The sequence below is a fragment of the Bizionia gelidisalsuginis genome (assembly GCF_008086185.1).
GTDB classification, from domain to species: Bacteria; Bacteroidota; Bacteroidia; order Flavobacteriales; family Flavobacteriaceae; genus Bizionia; species Bizionia saleffrena.
The window spans coordinates 1-15,741 of record NZ_VSKN01000023.1 but is presented as its reverse complement, the minus strand read 5'-3'; the positions used below and the strand labels follow the sequence as shown (position 1 = coordinate 15,741).

14 protein-coding genes are annotated in these 15,741 nt (G+C 33.5%); 4 read left to right on the top strand and 10 right to left on the bottom strand.

Annotated features, from left to right (window positions below):
* Positions 1–308 precede the first annotated feature (308 nt).
* Positions 309–1,127: a hypothetical protein gene (locus ES677_RS13035; RefSeq protein ID WP_148370538.1), complete on the bottom strand. Its 819-nt coding sequence runs from the start codon at positions 1,125–1,127 to the stop codon at positions 309–311.
* A 96-nt stretch (positions 1,128–1,223) separates the two neighbouring features.
* Entirely contained in the window at positions 1,224–2,681 is a 1,458-nt protein-coding gene (locus ES677_RS13030) for an FAD-dependent oxidoreductase (protein WP_148381466.1), read from the bottom strand.
* A 498-nt stretch (positions 2,682–3,179) separates the two neighbouring features.
* Here ES677_RS13030 and ES677_RS13025 point away from each other — a divergent pair, with 498 nt between their 5' ends.
* Positions 3,180–5,726 (top strand): adenosylcobalamin-dependent ribonucleoside-diphosphate reductase, encoded by a 2,547-nt coding sequence (locus ES677_RS13025; RefSeq protein ID WP_148370536.1) that lies wholly within the window; start codon positions 3,180–3,182, stop codon positions 5,724–5,726.
* A gap of 261 nt (positions 5,727–5,987) precedes the next feature.
* Here ES677_RS13025 and ES677_RS13020 read toward each other — a convergent pair whose 3' ends face one another.
* The 7 genes from ES677_RS13020 to ES677_RS12990 all read right to left on the bottom strand — a co-directional run bounded on the left by ES677_RS13020 (position 5,988) and on the right by ES677_RS12990 (position 11,114).
* Positions 5,988–6,212: a hypothetical protein gene (locus ES677_RS13020; protein WP_148370535.1), complete on the bottom strand. Its 225-nt coding sequence runs from the start codon at positions 6,210–6,212 to the stop codon at positions 5,988–5,990.
* Positions 6,213–6,667: 455 nt separating this feature from the next.
* Complete coding sequence (locus ES677_RS13015) at positions 6,668–7,198, bottom strand: lipid-binding SYLF domain-containing protein (RefSeq protein ID WP_170234454.1); 531 nt, start codon at positions 7,196–7,198, stop codon at positions 6,668–6,670.
* A 673-nt stretch (positions 7,199–7,871) separates the two neighbouring features.
* Positions 7,872–8,024, bottom strand: coding sequence for a YqaE/Pmp3 family membrane protein (locus ES677_RS13010; protein ID WP_148370534.1), 153 nt, complete (start codon positions 8,022–8,024; stop codon positions 7,872–7,874).
* Between the two features lie 45 nt (positions 8,025–8,069).
* Entirely contained in the window at positions 8,070–9,098 is a 1,029-nt protein-coding gene (locus ES677_RS13005; protein ID WP_148381465.1) for a hypothetical protein, read from the bottom strand.
* 421 nt (positions 9,099–9,519) lie between these two features.
* Complete coding sequence (locus tag ES677_RS13000) at positions 9,520–10,029, bottom strand: YlmC/YmxH family sporulation protein (RefSeq protein WP_148381464.1); 510 nt, start codon at positions 10,027–10,029, stop codon at positions 9,520–9,522.
* Between the two features lie 4 nt (positions 10,030–10,033).
* Positions 10,034–10,660 (bottom strand): hypothetical protein, encoded by a 627-nt coding sequence (locus ES677_RS12995; protein WP_148381463.1) that lies wholly within the window; start codon positions 10,658–10,660, stop codon positions 10,034–10,036.
* A 55-nt stretch (positions 10,661–10,715) separates the two neighbouring features.
* A complete protein-coding gene (locus tag ES677_RS12990) occupies positions 10,716–11,114 on the bottom strand; it encodes a VOC family protein (RefSeq protein ID WP_148370530.1) in 399 nt (132 codons plus the stop codon).
* A 574-nt stretch (positions 11,115–11,688) separates the two neighbouring features.
* Here ES677_RS12990 and ES677_RS12985 point away from each other — a divergent pair.
* The 3 genes from ES677_RS12985 (at position 11,689) to ES677_RS12975 (ending at position 15,340) form a co-directional block, all read left to right on the top strand.
* Complete coding sequence (locus ES677_RS12985) at positions 11,689–12,417, top strand: phosphatase PAP2 family protein (RefSeq protein ID WP_148370529.1); 729 nt, start codon at positions 11,689–11,691, stop codon at positions 12,415–12,417.
* Between the two features lie 220 nt (positions 12,418–12,637).
* Positions 12,638–13,948, top strand: coding sequence for a GIY-YIG nuclease family protein (locus tag ES677_RS12980; RefSeq protein ID WP_148381462.1), 1,311 nt, complete (start codon positions 12,638–12,640; stop codon positions 13,946–13,948).
* A 324-nt stretch (positions 13,949–14,272) separates the two neighbouring features.
* On the top strand, positions 14,273–15,340 hold the full coding sequence (locus tag ES677_RS12975; protein WP_148381461.1) for an endonuclease/exonuclease/phosphatase family protein: 1,068 nt from the start codon (positions 14,273–14,275) through the stop codon (positions 15,338–15,340).
* A 277-nt stretch (positions 15,341–15,617) separates the two neighbouring features.
* Here ES677_RS12975 and ES677_RS15905 read toward each other — a convergent pair.
* A partial coding sequence (locus ES677_RS15905; RefSeq protein WP_394349293.1) for an IS3 family transposase occupies positions 15,618–15,741 on the bottom strand: 124 nt, incomplete at its 5' end.

The window sequence follows — 15,741 nt, the reverse complement described above, 5'->3', positions numbered from 1 at the left end:
TCTTAATTTGAAGTTATTTTGACGTTAAATAGTCTGTCTTTTTTTCAATGTCGTGTTCGTTTTAAGATGGCCCAACGGCTTTCTTTAGTGTGTAACACATATCTTTAAATAGAAAAAGAGTAGAACTATTGCCTGCTATAGAATACCGTGTTTGCCAAGGGGGTCTTCGCGTGAAAATCTAGAAGGAGTTTCGATGCTAAAAACTTACTAAAAAAGAAGTAGATACAATAATTGATGAACTACTATAGCTTGCATGGAACGTGTCTCGGAACACCTCTTACGCACCGTGATGAGAGACGTAATGGCGATCACTTGCCCGCTAGCCGTCGACGCGATTGGCGGTTATTTATTATGCTTTTTGTTTTTTTATACACTATTAAATACAGTGAGGCCGCTCCAAATGAAATAATTGTACCTAAATATATGCCAAACAAGGGATATACAATCGATATAACTAATGAATAAATTATCAAGGAAAACATACCTATGGGAACATTTTTAATAACGGTATGCACGTGTTCTTTCGAATATGTAAAGTGAATAATTAACATTAATGGAAATAAGGTGGTTGGAAAGGCAGAAAAAAGTCCTGCCCAGGTCGACCCAACAAATTTTGGGACACTTGTAATTAATAAAATAATTAAAGCTGCAAAAAAGGCTCTCACAAAAAGAATCTTATAATTAAGTTTTGCTTTAGTTTGTATATTAATATTCTGAATATCTTTGAAAAAATAGAGGCACAGAAATGAAAATGTAATGGGTATTAATATAGCTATATATTTATTAATTTCAATAAGATGCAATAACCAAACAACTGTAAAATACCCTAATATGGCACATAAAGAAGAAAAGAGAATATTGAATTTTTTAAAGTGCTTTGATGCTATGTAATAAATAGACACAAAGGATAAAGCAGCAGTTAACCCCATCATATTATAAACTGCGCTTTCTGCAGCAAATTCAGGACTGACCTCTAATCCAAAGAAAAATAAAGTTATAGCAGAACCCGTAGGATAGCCTGATAAAATTCCTGCAACCTTTGGACTTACATTTTCAGCAAGAAAGGATAAACCAAGAACAAATGCAATAGCAACAATTAATTTAATTAAAAAAAGGAATTCCATCATTTTTATTGTTTCATATTTTTTATATCTAACACTCTGGTGACATTACCTACGAGGATTAAAAGCACAAAATTACGCCTATCCATTGCGCATTAATTTTTAGGCTTTTTTACTCTTTAAACATCGTCCTCTCGGCTCATCTCCTTCATAAAGTACAATTTCGGAATGTAGAAACTGTGCCGCTTCTGCTGAATCTTTCACCTTTGAAGCACTGCGCGCAAACATTTCTTTTTCAAACTCAGTTAATACACAATCCCTTATTCCAACTGCTTTCCATCGAGAAAAAGCGCCACACTCACTTGAAATTCCACGTGCCAATGCCAACGCATCGAGCAGAGCTTGATTTGCTCCCTGTCCTTTAAATGGACTCATAGGGTGGGCCGCATCGCCAATAAGAGTCACTTGCCCTCCTTTTTCTAACCATTCTGTCTCTAGTAATTTGCGGTCATACACAGGGTAACCAGAAACCTGAGTATCTAATGTCGCTGCTAAAACCTGAGGAATAGGATCGTGCCACTGTGTTCTACGACACGCCTCTTCCTTGAGTGCTCGAGCACCTTGAGCGCTCAACGCCTTAGCTTCTTTTTCTGGCATCGGAAAGCTAAGTTGCCACATCACCGTGTCTAACGCATAAGGCATCATATAGATTCGCTCATTACCATTAGCGGTTTGAAACACCGTGGCCGAGTCCAGTAAATCACTATCAAGTCCTTCGAGAGCGGCCAAAGGACAAATTCCTAAGATAACAATACAACCTAAGTAACGTAATGGGGTGATATCGTCACCAATTAGTAAACTTCGTACCGTACTGCGAATACCATCAGCTCCAACTACTAGCCCGGCCTTAGCCGCCTTCATCTCTCCGCCTACTTTAAAGTTTAATTCCACACCTTCACCTTTACAGTCTTTAAAATCTACCAACTGGTGCCCCCACTGCACCGCCGTATGTCCACCGAGTTGTTCTATAAGCGCTAAACGCAAAGACTGCCGCGCGATATGCACATTAGTACGTTTGGAAGACGTTTTCGCCTCTTGCTGCATCCACTTTCTCATTCCCCATTCACCAATTACTTTTCCGTCTGTAGTATGAACTATATGTCGTGTTGAAACCACCCCTTTTTTTAAGGAGCAAACACCCAATCCTTTAATCGCTTTACGCGCTTGTTGCAACGTAAGTCCATAGCCCTGAGACCGTTCGTGGAAGCTACCATCTCGCTCATAAAGGGTAAAAGGAATGCCACGGTGCAAACAAGCCACGGCCAGAGCCACGCCTCCAATACCCCCACCAATAATAGCAACGTGTGGATAGTTATCTTTATCTGCTATAGGAGGGCTGGCAGAATGAATCAATCCAGATCCCTTACAGTTCAAGCACAAATACTGGTGTTTGTTAGGTCGCACTGGAGCCGTTCCTTCGCGCTTCGTTTTTTTAAATTGATCAAGCGCCATCTGGTAACGGAGTCGTACTTTTTTGCGCAGTCTTCTGCTTTTTTTACCACGCCCCCGACATTCCAAACAGATAGTCCAGCTTGCCGCTTCATTTTCCTCCTTTTTCATTACTTATTTATTAAACCTAATCTCAATTCCACTCTAAAAACAGCACTTAACGATACCGTTATTTCTAGGGTTACTTGTAAATAGTTGGTGTAATTTTCTTTGTAATTATACTCTATTACGTAAGGAATTATTATTTATATCTTGTTACATATGTAAAGCTCGTAATTTAACAAATAAAAAGCAATTACAAACGCGATAGCTCATATGTTTGCTTTGATAAAAAAATCAGCTGTGTACTAAAAGTAAATAGGATAAAAATCAGTCGTGGTTACCTAACGAGACAGTACGACCTAAATTTCGAATTTAAGTCGTCGAAACACGCGCGAATTTTTATTTTCAGAAACATTTAACAACTATAAAATATTTAAAACGCTTATAATCAGTATTTTAAATTAAAATGCTTGTAAACTTTTTATTAAGCGAGGTGTTTAATATTGCATAATTTTATTTACATTTATACCATAAAATAACTTACAATTTACCAACAAGGTTTAAAAAATGAAAACACCTACTACCTTACCACCCGCAAAAACTTACTCCCAAGATGAAGCTTTTCAAGCGTCGAAAGCCTATTTTAAGGGAGATGAACTAGCTGCCCGCGTGTGGATTAACAAATATGCCTTAAAAGATTCGTTCGATAATCTTTATGAACGAACGCCGCAAGATATGCATCACAGAATTGCTGGGGAAATTGCGAGAATTGAACTTAAATATCCAAATCCTTTGTCGGAAGATGAGATTTTAAGTTTATTAGAAAATTTCAAATATATCGTTCCACAAGGTAGCCCTATGGCTGGGATTGGAAACAAATATCAAATTGCCTCTCTGTCAAATTGTTTTGTAATTGGAAATAAAGGATTGAATGATTCTTATGGCAGTATTATGAAAATAGATCAGGAGCAAGTGCAGCTTATGAAACGCCGTGGGGGTGTTGGTCACGATTTATCACACATACGACCTAAAGGGTCTCCTGTTAAGAATTCAGCTTTAACCTCAACTGGTTTGGCGCCATTTATGGAGCGCTATTCTAATTCTACCAGAGAAGTTGCCCAAGATGGAAGAAGAGGAGCCTTGATGCTTTCCGTTTCCGTAAATCATCCTGATGCAGAAGATTTTATCGATGCTAAACTAGAGCAAGGAAAAGTTACTGGAGCAAACATATCTGTGAGAATGGACGATGCTTTTATGAAAGCCGTGAAAAATAAAACAAGTTACACGCACAAATTCCCCATTCATAGCGAAAACCCAAAATACAGCAAGAAAATTGAAGCCAATACATTGTGGAATAAAATTGTTCATAATGCATGGAAATCGGCAGAACCAGGAATTTTATTTTGGGATACTATTATAAGAGAATCGGTTCCAGATAGCTATGCTGATTTAGGATACAATACTGTTTCAACAAATCCTTGCGGCGAAATCCCGCTTTGCCCTTATGATTCCTGTAGATTATTGGCTATTAACTTATTCTCTTATGTCGATGAGCCTTTTACCAAGAATGCCAGTTTCAATTTCGAATTGTTTAAAAAACATATTCCCGTGGCACAGCGTATTATGGATGATATCATTGATTTAGAATTGGAAAAAATAGATGATATCCTTGCAAAAATAGATGCCGATCCAGAAGAGGATGAAATTAAGAGTGTGGAGAGAAACTTATGGTTAAAAATTAAAACTAAAGCAGATGAAGGCCGCAGAACGGGTATTGGTATTACAGCTGAAGGCGATATGCTTGCAGCTATGAATATTGCTTATGCCGGTAAAGAAGGCACAAAACTGTCTGTAGAAGTACATAAAACACTTGCTATAGAAGCCTATAGAGCATCAGTTGAAATGGCCAAAGAAAGAGGAGCCTTTGCTTTTTATGATTCAGAAAGAGAAAAAAATAATCCATTTATACTCCGATTGAAAGAAGCCGATGAAAAACTTTATTTCGACATGCTAGAACATGGAAGAAGAAATATTGCTTTATTGACCATTGCTCCTACCGGCACAACCAGTTTAATGACGCAAACTACTTCTGGAATTGAGCCTGTTTTTTTACCGGTCTACAAAAGAAGGAGAAAAGTAAATCCCAACGATAAGGAAGTTAGAGTTGATTTTGTAGATGAAATTGGCGATTCTTGGGAAGAATATGTCGTTTTCCACCACAGATTCAAACAGTGGATGGAAGTTAACGGTTATGAAATTGACAAAGATTACAGTCAGAAAGATTTAGATAATTTGGTTAAAAAATCACCTTATTATAAATCAACATCAAATGATATTGATTGGCTTAGTAAGGTTAAAATGCAGGGTGCTGTGCAGAAATGGGTAGATCACTCCATAAGTGTTACTATCAATTTACCAAACGATGCTACAGAAGAACTTGTTGGAAACTTGTATATGGAAGCTTGGGAAGCAGGTTGTAAAGGGGTTACCGTTTACAGAGATGGTTCACGTTCTGGTGTATTGATTTCGAATGAAGAAAAAAAGGAAGATGAAACAGGAACTGTTGTTTCTGCTAAACGTCCCCAAGTTTTAGAATCGGATGTAGTGCGTTTTCAAAATAGTAAAGAAAAATGGATCGCTTTTATTGGATTGTTAGATGACCAACCCTACGAGATTTTTACTGGTTTTGTTGATGATGAAGACGGAATTTTAATACCGAGATGGGTTAATAAGGGATTAATCATAAAAAACAAAAATGAAGACGGAAGCTCTCGCTATGATTTTCAATATAAAAATAAGAGAGGCTACAATACAACTATAGAAGGATTATCTCATAAATTTAATCCTGAATTCTGGAATTATGCCAAATTAATTTCTGGTACTTTAAGACACGGAATGCGTATAGATAAAGCTGTAGAACTTATAAATAGCTTGCAATTAGATAATGAATCTATCAATACGTGGAAAAACGGAGTTGCACGCGCTTTAAAACGTTATGTGGCCGATGGAACTGAAGCAAAAGGACAGAAATGCACCAACTGCAACTCCACAAATCTAATTTATCAAGAAGGATGTTTAACCTGTAAAGATTGTGGGTCTTCTAAATGCGGATAGTACGACGTAAACTTTGATAAATTTAGAACTAGAAAACAACGTTTAAAAATTCTTTCGTTACTTTCAATTAGAATAAAAAAATCCCTGTTAGCATCTTAACGCTAACAGGGATTTTTTCGTTTTAGTAGTGTTTTAGCCATTCTGTTTATGCTGTAGGTCTAAATTTTGGCTTTAAAGTCTCGTTTCTATCGGTGATTTTCGATGAGTTTTATAAAAATTTTTATCGTAACCATTTTCCGAGAAATCGGGAATCTTATTTGTTCATTCTATAATTTCGTAGTCAATGCTTAATTTTCGCAAAGCTCTTAAAGCAGAACCAGAATTCCTATCTTGTATCTCAATATCTACGGCATCTCCTTCTAAGAGTATATCAGTAAGTTCTTGAGCCAAGGATTCACCAATACTAGATGAAATCTCTATAATACACTTAGCTATAGCTCTTTTATCTGGCCTCTGAGCATCACATGACAATAAGTTTAATTTCATAATAATTGTTTATAAATGCAATATACGAGAGTTGTAATAAGTTTAGGTGAAAATACACCATTATTCGTTTTTATATCGTGCTAACGCGTTTTCCTATTAACTGAAGCTTTATACATAATGCAACGTTAAAAGTACAAACGAGCTGCCACTTCTCTTTTAAGAAGCGCGTTTTAAGGAGCTGCACGGCGAACGGGTACCAAATTATTCTAGCAATCCAACACTTATTAAAAGTATGCCTCTTAAATTAATTTTGCCCAGAGTTCTAGCCGCCTATTATTTTTTGGCCATTTGTACTTTTGTGCTCCCAACAAAACAACTGTAGTGTTTTAAGATTAAGTATCTATTTAAGTTATTTTTGAAATAGATAAATAATAAAACAGCTAATCAGTTTAAAAAAATTGATAAAAAAAGCCGATCGTTAGATCGGCTTTCCTGATTATTCTTAATTATATTTTCTAAAACGGTGCATACTGAAATTTTTGTCCACCTACTGAGACTCCAGCAATAACACCTGCCTTAGGTTTAGCAATTACTAGCACACCATCACTATAATTTACTTTTTTGAAAGCACCCTTATCTACAATAACGGCTTTCGCTTCTGCTGAAAATTCAAAATTACCGTTTTTAAAATCTTCAAGGTTCTTCTCATTCTCAAAAAAGATTATTTGTGTGAAGGCCTCACCCCCTGCTTGTAATCCTATATCTAATTTTTTCAGCTTCGCCATACCCACAGCCATTCCATTTTCGTACAGAACACCGTTACCTGATGCCGCTCCAATTATCAAAGCACCTTCACCAACGTTTGGAAAGACTACGTATCCAGAGGAATCCTCAAAAAATTTTTCTACGGCTTTATCAGTATTTCTTATAGTCATCATTACCTTTTCCGCGTCTTCTATAATTCGCTTATCATCTTTGTTCTGTGCAAAAGACATTAGCGTTACAAACATTAGTACCGCAGCCATTTTTAAGTTGTTAATTTTCATAATTATTATTTATTAGTTAAACATTCATATTAAGAAAGATTATATAAAAATCAAAAACTAGAATCCTTCATAATAGTAAAAATAAGTAATGAAATCAACTCTCATTAATGCAAATCAAACAAGTTTTAATTCATTAGCTTTAAAAGAAAAGAGACAACTTAATAAAATATGGTGATTAATTTTAATGGAAATAATCGTCCTGACAAAAATTCTAAATTTGAATTTTCGGAGGCACCTATAGCCTATTATTCCTTAATTTTATAAATTTTTTTAAAGAAGGGTTTCGCGCAACTTTTGTACTGAAATAATATTAACTGAATTAATCTTTCGGAGACGTAATTTAAAATAAGTAACGCTAAATTAAGTGTTTCAATTACGATGTGAGAATCGCTTTAATCTCGCAACAACTATAAAGCGCTTATTTAAAAAATAAAAAGCACATCTTAAATAAAAGAGGAATTAGCGTAGCAAAACTTAATTCCAGATTCAATGTTGGAGAGATTGAAAATAAAATATTAGAGGATTATTAGTATGTCTAATCCCCTAATATTGTTAATACATTATATTAAATACGATTGTTTGTAAGCAAGAGTATAACACTTTCTCTTCTATTACTTAAAAGTTAGAATAATAGTCTATAAGAATGAGAATCTCAATTATACAAGATCGTTAACTAATCGTTAACTATAAGAGCATGAATTACTCCAGGCAACCATCCTATTAGAGTTAACAAAATATTTAGAAGGAAGGCCCCACCAAAACCTTTTTTCATAAAAACGGCTACTGGAGGAAGTAAAATACTGAGTATTATAGTAAGTAATGACATATTTTAAAATTTTTTAGATTTATAAGTTCTTTATTATTATAGAAATTATTTAATTATTTCTCTAGTGTGTTCTTCGTTAACATTTAGTGGTGGTGCCCCAGTTGCTCCTCCAAAAAACGCAGCGAAAGCTCCCAATAAAAGTAATACAAATAGATAAATACTTGTTTCTCCAGCCGCATCAGATACTTTCTCGCTAGCTTCTAACGCTTCCTTTTTAGCTGTGGCATAAGTTTCTTCTAGATTTTTAACCGCTGTATCTAATTTAGTTTTCCATTTAGAAATAACCCCGTTAATTTCTTTGTCAGTTAAATCGGTGTTGTTTGTTAAATAATCTTTTAAATCCGCTTCATTTAGGTAGTCTTTATTTCCTTGTACCGAAATATCCAAATCCCCATTGTTATCAAGGTTGACTTCTATATCATTTACAAATTCTGTAATAGCATCTTTTAAATTTAATTTTTTTAATGCTTGAGAAGATTTATTGTTAAGCGTTTGCAAATCGTCCTTAACGTTTTCTTTACTATCATTAGGTACTATGTTATACTTTTCGGCAGTATCAATTAATTGAAACATTTCCTGTTTAACACGGTCGAAAGTTTTATAGGTGTCCTCATTAGATGATTTTCTTGCAGTGTCTAAATTTACCATAACCTCCTTGGCATTGTCACTATTAAACGCCGAAGATATTAGAGACCCCATACCAGAGAAAGTATTACTAACAAATGAAATCACTAAAAAAACAGAGATTACCAGGTAAACACCCCAGGCCAAAAACCCGTGAATTCCCCCATCAGCATTACTTGGTAAACCAGCAGATCTTGCAGCTATTAAACCACCTACAAACAAAGCAGACAAATTAGAGAGTATCCACCAAATAATTGCGCCAGTACCAATTCCATTAAAAGGCTCTGAGTCGGTCATTGGGTCAATAGAAGTCATACCTATCCCTAATCCCAAAAGATGAAGAACAAACGAGATGACGATTGCTGCTAAGGCGCCAGCGAAAACTCCGCCCCAAGATATTCTAGAAAATCTATTTTTAGTACTATTTAACGGTGTAGAAATCATATTCATAATAGATGGTTTTATAGGATTATAATCTTTAAATAATCCATAATTAAGTGCTTCAAAAATAAATAATTTGTTATTTAACAATTAACGCATTAAGAATAAAAATTAATTGATTTGCCACAAAGTCTAGTATAAAGAAATAATTGAGGGATAAAAGCCATATTAAAGAAATAATTCTCATAATATTACAACTTTACATCTATATAAATATGAATAACTAATAATATACTGATTTTATAAGAATTTTTTAACAATTTATATTTGAAAAATATCATATATTGAATAAAACAAATATTATGAAACGACAAACCATAAAAACGATCAGCCATTTTTTTAAAATAACGACTGTTCTACAAATTGGATTTTACACCTATGTATATTTCAATACATTGAAAAATAAAAAATCTTAGAGATTTTTTTTAAATTAAAAATTAATATAAAACTCTGGTCTATCATAGAGTGTGTCGTCTAATGGGAAATTTGTGTCGGTGTTATTGCGATCATAATTAGACAAAACATCAACTTCATAATTTCTGTCTACGAGCGTGCCTTTCTTTATGCGTTTAGTTTCTGCAAATGTTTTATGATTAACACTTTTGGCAAAAACAATTTTACTCTCCAAATTTAGATGTGCTAATCCTATTGGAATAATTAAATGATTTTCTCCATCCGCATTAATAAATTCGTGTACGCCATCTTGAGCTTTTGCATTATATGGTTTATGATTGGCTTCTATAATGGAAGCATCGACTTCGACATCAAGATAAACGACGCGCTCTTTCGTTTTATTTACTAGTAAATTATCTACCTTACCTATTACGAGACCCTCTTTGCCCTTCACCTCCCAGCCACGTACATCTTTATCGCTATCGGCGATCTTGTAGTTAGATAATTCTTCAAGATAGAATAGTTTTTTTTCTTTATCTGTGCTCATATTTTTATCTATTTATCATATTAGTTAATAATTGCTCTGATTGGTTGAAAAAATTCTTAACAGCCGTTTTCTGTTCGAGCGTTTGGGTGCTGGGCGCAATTGCCATAGCTGCTTGTTGCAATTCGGTAATAGCGTTGTCCAATTCAGGATAGTGTTGCACCTGTATTTTCTTTAAGGCTTGAACAATAATATTTGAAGTGCTTTTAATTTTGTTTGAATGCGAGAGATCCTCAGGGTCGTTGGTAATAGCTTGAGCATTAAATCGCGCTGTTTCTATATCAGCATCAACATCTACTTCTAAACTATTTGCTGTAGCTTCTGTGGCATCGATAAGTTTTAACAGTGCATTATGCGAATAGTTATGATCAAGCCCCATATCTGTATCATTTGATATATAAGTCTGAAAATTTCTAATTTTTGTTTTTGCTGTTTCAGAGAGTAACATTACATTTTCATTAGAGGCGTTTTCCATTGAACTATCGTCTGCCACAATTTCGGTCTCATTATAGGTGTTATCATTTTCGTCATCATTATTCATCATAATTACGTAATAAATGAGGACTAATGAACCCAAGACTAATAAAATCCAAGGCCATACTGGTTTTCTTTTTTTAATTTTAATTTCTGCCATAATATTTGGTTTTAAAGTGATTTATACATTTTTTAAAAATAATTAGTAACGAAAATTATATATTGTGATTAACCATCCAACCAATCCCAAATTTGTCTGTGCATCTTCCAAAATAGCCCCATTCTCTTTCTCTATAATTATGATGTATTTGTCCGCCACTAGATAGCTTATCAAAAAGATCTCTACCTTCGTCGACACTAGTAAATTCCACACTCATATGAATTTGATTCCCACTATTAAGCGGCGTATCGGGCGACACATCATAAGCCATGAAGTATATGTTTTTTCCTTTAAGCTCTGCGTGTTGTAAGTTATTTCTATAAGAGGATGGAACATCTATCTTTTTATCTTCGTAAGTTTGACGATTAATAACTTCAGCTTCAAATAAATCACTATAATAATTTAACGCTTCTTGACAATTTCCTTTGAATGATAAATAGGCCTGTACTTTCATAATTTCTTTTTAATTTAAGTTGAAATTTAACACCACTAAATTATTACAAACTTAAATTGATTTTTAACTGATTTAGAGTTATTTATAACGCTATTGGGTTTACTAAGAATTAATACAGTTCAAAATATTACTCTTTACACCCTAATTATGCCTTACTTATCGCGCTATATAAAATAGATTTTTTACAAAAAGAGCATTCATTTAAATACTATTAGTAGAGATCCCTAATAATTATAAACGTCTAACCTACTTAAACGCACGCATAGTAAAACAGCCGTTAAATTGAAGTTTGCCGTGACTTAAACACCTTTTAAATTATAAACCATTTTATGGATTGAATCGTTTCACGTAGGACATTCTAATTGTAAGAGTATGTATGAAATTTGATTCAGAAATAACTAACATTAAATTTATTCGCTAATATCTCATCAGCGCTAATTTCAAAATAGGGAAAGCTTTAGATTTGATCTATAAAAAAATAATGTATTCTTTATGGAAAGAATATATATATTCTTTTTAATTTTACCGCACTCTTAATCAGGTCGTAATTAGGTAATCATTATTAAATAACTGTATGCGAAAGGAAATAAAATTAATAATTAATAAGTTAAAAGCCCTCTTAAAAAAATGGTTCAATAACTATAATGAGCATTTGCCCTATATTATTACCTCAGGAATAGCGTTAATAATTGTTATTGGTGCAGTGACTGTTTTTATTGAATTAACCGAAAATTTAAAATCCGAAATATTAGGGCAATACGACAGCGCTATCACTCAGTCCATTTTATTATGGAGATCCAGTGGACTTACAGAGTATTTTATATTTGTTACCCATATAGGGGGTATTTATGGTTATTTAGTTGTTTTCTCATTAGCTACTTTTCTGCTTTTTATAACGTTTAAAAATTGGCATTATGTGTTCCAGTTAAGTATAGTAATGATACTTGCGCTGAGCTCTAATGTTATAATTAAAGAAATGGTAAATAGATCTCGACCGGATTTAGAACATTTAGTAATGGTAAAAACTTTGAGCTACCCTAGTGGTCATGCAATGACAGCGATGGCTTTTTATGGATTTATTATTTTCCTTACTTATCAATTTAAAATTAACGGCTTTTTAAAGTTTGTTATTATAACAGTATTAACAACTCTAATTATAAGTATAGGTTTAAGTCGCATATACCTGGGCGTACATTTTCCTTCCGATATTATTGGAGGATATATTGCCGGCTTCATTTGGGTCGTACTTTGTGCGCTTATTTTTAATTTAATTAAGGTGTTTAATAAAGATCCTAGCACCTAATATATAAGGTGTTTATTGTGTCATTTATGACTACTATTTACTAAATAATCCATAAAAGGAATCTCTTTTAACTTGCCAGTTGTTTAATTGTGGGTCTTATAATGTTGCTCTTTTTATTAATTGCCTGCCATAATTTATTTTGCTTAGTTGACGTAAACAACAATAGTTTATAAAATTCAGAGCCTTTTATGTAGCATTAATTATTCTTACTTTTGCTATAATGACATTTTTATATATTCAGACCATAAAATCTGGAAAAAACAAACCTGTTCCCTATTGCTTGGCAATACAAGATGGTGATTTAGATTCTTTTTACACGTTTAATTTTAGACCAGAAATCACGATTAGCAAACGCGTTTATGAACACAACAATTTAGATTGGAAAGTGCACAGCTCTGCACCTCTGTTTTGTGATATTGCTGATGAGTTAATTGAACTCTTACAACACAAACAACTGGTTTTTGCTGAGTTTAATCAGTTTATGTTATTACAATCACAGTTTAAGATGGTTGGCTATAATTTTAATACCCAGCCAAAGTACGTCTGGCACACACTCCCTAAAAATAATAAAAATTCGAAGGAATTGGAGCTATGCTTACCTCCTTCTCCAAACCTTAGTGGCAATAGTGAAACCTATGCCGAAGCTTTTTTACAATTAATGCATAAAAGTTTCTTCAGCACTACACCAAGAAATTTATCGCAACAAGTCGTTAAAAATGTGTCGTTAAATTTAGATTTCTCGGAGTATAGCACGGCCGCAGGAGTTTATTATTTTTTTGATGCCTCTGGAACCATCATTTATGTTGGTAAAGCCAAAAACGTACGGAAACGTCTTCAAAGTCATTTTAATGGTTTTACAAATTCAAAAACTATAGATTACTCAAAAATCACAGCGGTAACTGTAGAATATACTGGCAGTGACATTATCGCCCAACTTTTAGAATCTGCTCAAATAAAAACACTTAAACCACTCTATAACTCACAGCAAGTTAACGATGCGGCCCCATTCATAATCAACAAAAGCAAGACCGCAAAAGGGATCAATAAGCTTCAAATTACACGAAAAGACATTGCCGATAATAGGCCCGAAATATATTTTAATAGGCGATCGGTTAAAAAGGTACTACTTCAATTGGCTACAGAATTTGGCCTGTGTAAAAAACATTGCGGCTTAGAGCGCATTAAAGGACCGTGTAGTAATGTTACGTTAAGACACCAAAACTGCGTGTGCGCAAATACAGAAGCCATCGCGAAGTACAACGAGAGATTTGAAGTTGCCCTCTTTGAGTTTAGTACTAGAAAATCGGGGGGAATTTACAAACTAAAAGGACGGCATATCAATGAAGATGCTTTTGTGTATTTATTGAATGACATTTACGAGGGCTATGGTTTTATTGGTAAAAATGAGACTGTTACGAATGAAAACGATATTCTCGGCCATCTCATTCCTCAAAAAAATAATTACGACACCTCTCGCATTTTAGAACATTTATCAAAAACAGTAACGTTGGAAAATATTTTAAATTGTTAAAATAAAACGAACAGATAAACAGTGTTTTTTTTTTGTAAAAAGACACGTTTTAAGTAACCTGATTTTTATTATTCTACACCTCTTAATTTAAGCGAATTAGTACTAACATCAGCAGTTAATAATTATCTATTCCTATTTAAAAAACCAAAATTTTATTGAAGGATACGTGATATTTTTTTGATATCTTGTGCCTATTAAACCTAAGTACGACTATAGCTTACTTCAGTATTTGGTTTATTGAAACTAATTTATAAATAAAGTTAAACAGTTTTAACTCTGTACTAAACCAAAATATCAAGAACCCCAAAACTAAATTTAATAATAGTGAACAGTTTAGAAATTATAATTCTTATTTTGAATGTATTAATTTGCATTCCTACTTTAGCCTCACTAACTACATTCGACTATTGGTGGATTCGTGATTTCGATTTTCCAAGAATTCAAATTTCATTTTTAATTTTGGTTAATCTCATTTTAGCTTTATCCTTATATTCTTTCCAGGAGCCTTGGCATTTTATTATTGTAACAGTTTTACTTAGTTGCTTAATATACCAATGTTGGTTAATTTTTCCATATACCATTCTTGCAAAAAAGCAAACCTTGAAATATAAGGGAAAAGCCGATGATGCGAGTATTAGCATTCTGGTGAGTAATGTTTTAATGACCAATCGTGATTACAACAAACTCATAAATTTAATTAAACATAAAAATCCTGATCTTTTTTTAACCTTAGAATCTGATGATAAATGGGAGAAAGCATTAGACAGTTTCGAAGACGAATATCCGCACTCAGTAAAAGTGCCCCTTGATAATTTATACGGTATGCATCTCTATTCGAAACTCCCCTTAGAACAAATGGAGGTGAAGTATTTAATTAAAGAAAGTATTCCATCAATTCACGGATATGTTGAATTAAGAAATGGTCTCAAAGTTAAAGTGCACTGCTTACACCCTAGACCTCCTAGCCCTACAGAAAGTAAAACGTCCACGAATCGCGATGCAGAACTCTTATTAATTGGTAAAGAAATTGAAAAAAATCAAAGCTCAACATTAGTTTTTGGGGACCTAAATGATGTAGCTTGGTCACGAACCACCAAAGTATTTCAGAAAGTTAGCGGACTTTTAGACCCGCGAAGAGGTCGTGGTTTTTATAACACGTACAGCACTAAGCACTTCTTTCTGCGTTGGCCGTTAGATCATGTTTTTCATAGTGATGATTTTACATTAATAGCAATATCTAGAGAAAAGGATATTGGATCAGATCATTTTCCGATGTCTATAAAACTAAATTATTCACCAGAGAAAAAAGTAAATCAGGAGAAGTTAGAAGTCAGCCAAGAAGAAGAACAATGGGCCAGTAAAAAAATAGATAAAGGTAAAAAATCATCTTAAAGCATCGATAGAGGTATAATGGAATGATACGGAAGAAATATACGTAACAATATAAAAACACTATTACCTTTATTTATAGTATTGCCACATCATTTATTTACGTTTATAACGTGCAAAATTTTTAAAGCTCATAAAAAAAATAATAGGATTGCTAAACCGATTTAACCCCATTAAAACAAGCGTCTTATTAGTTAATGTAAAAAGCTCTCACGTTGTAGTAAGCGCTTTTAATATATGCTAAGCTGTTTGGACATACAAACAAAAAGTGCAGTACAAGTTAAGCAGCATATTTATAATTAATTTTTAAGTTATTAAATTCTTTAATTGTCAGATAATTGAGTGTTGAGTGCCTTCTCTTTTTATTATACCAAAGTTCAATATATTCAAAGATATCTCTTTCC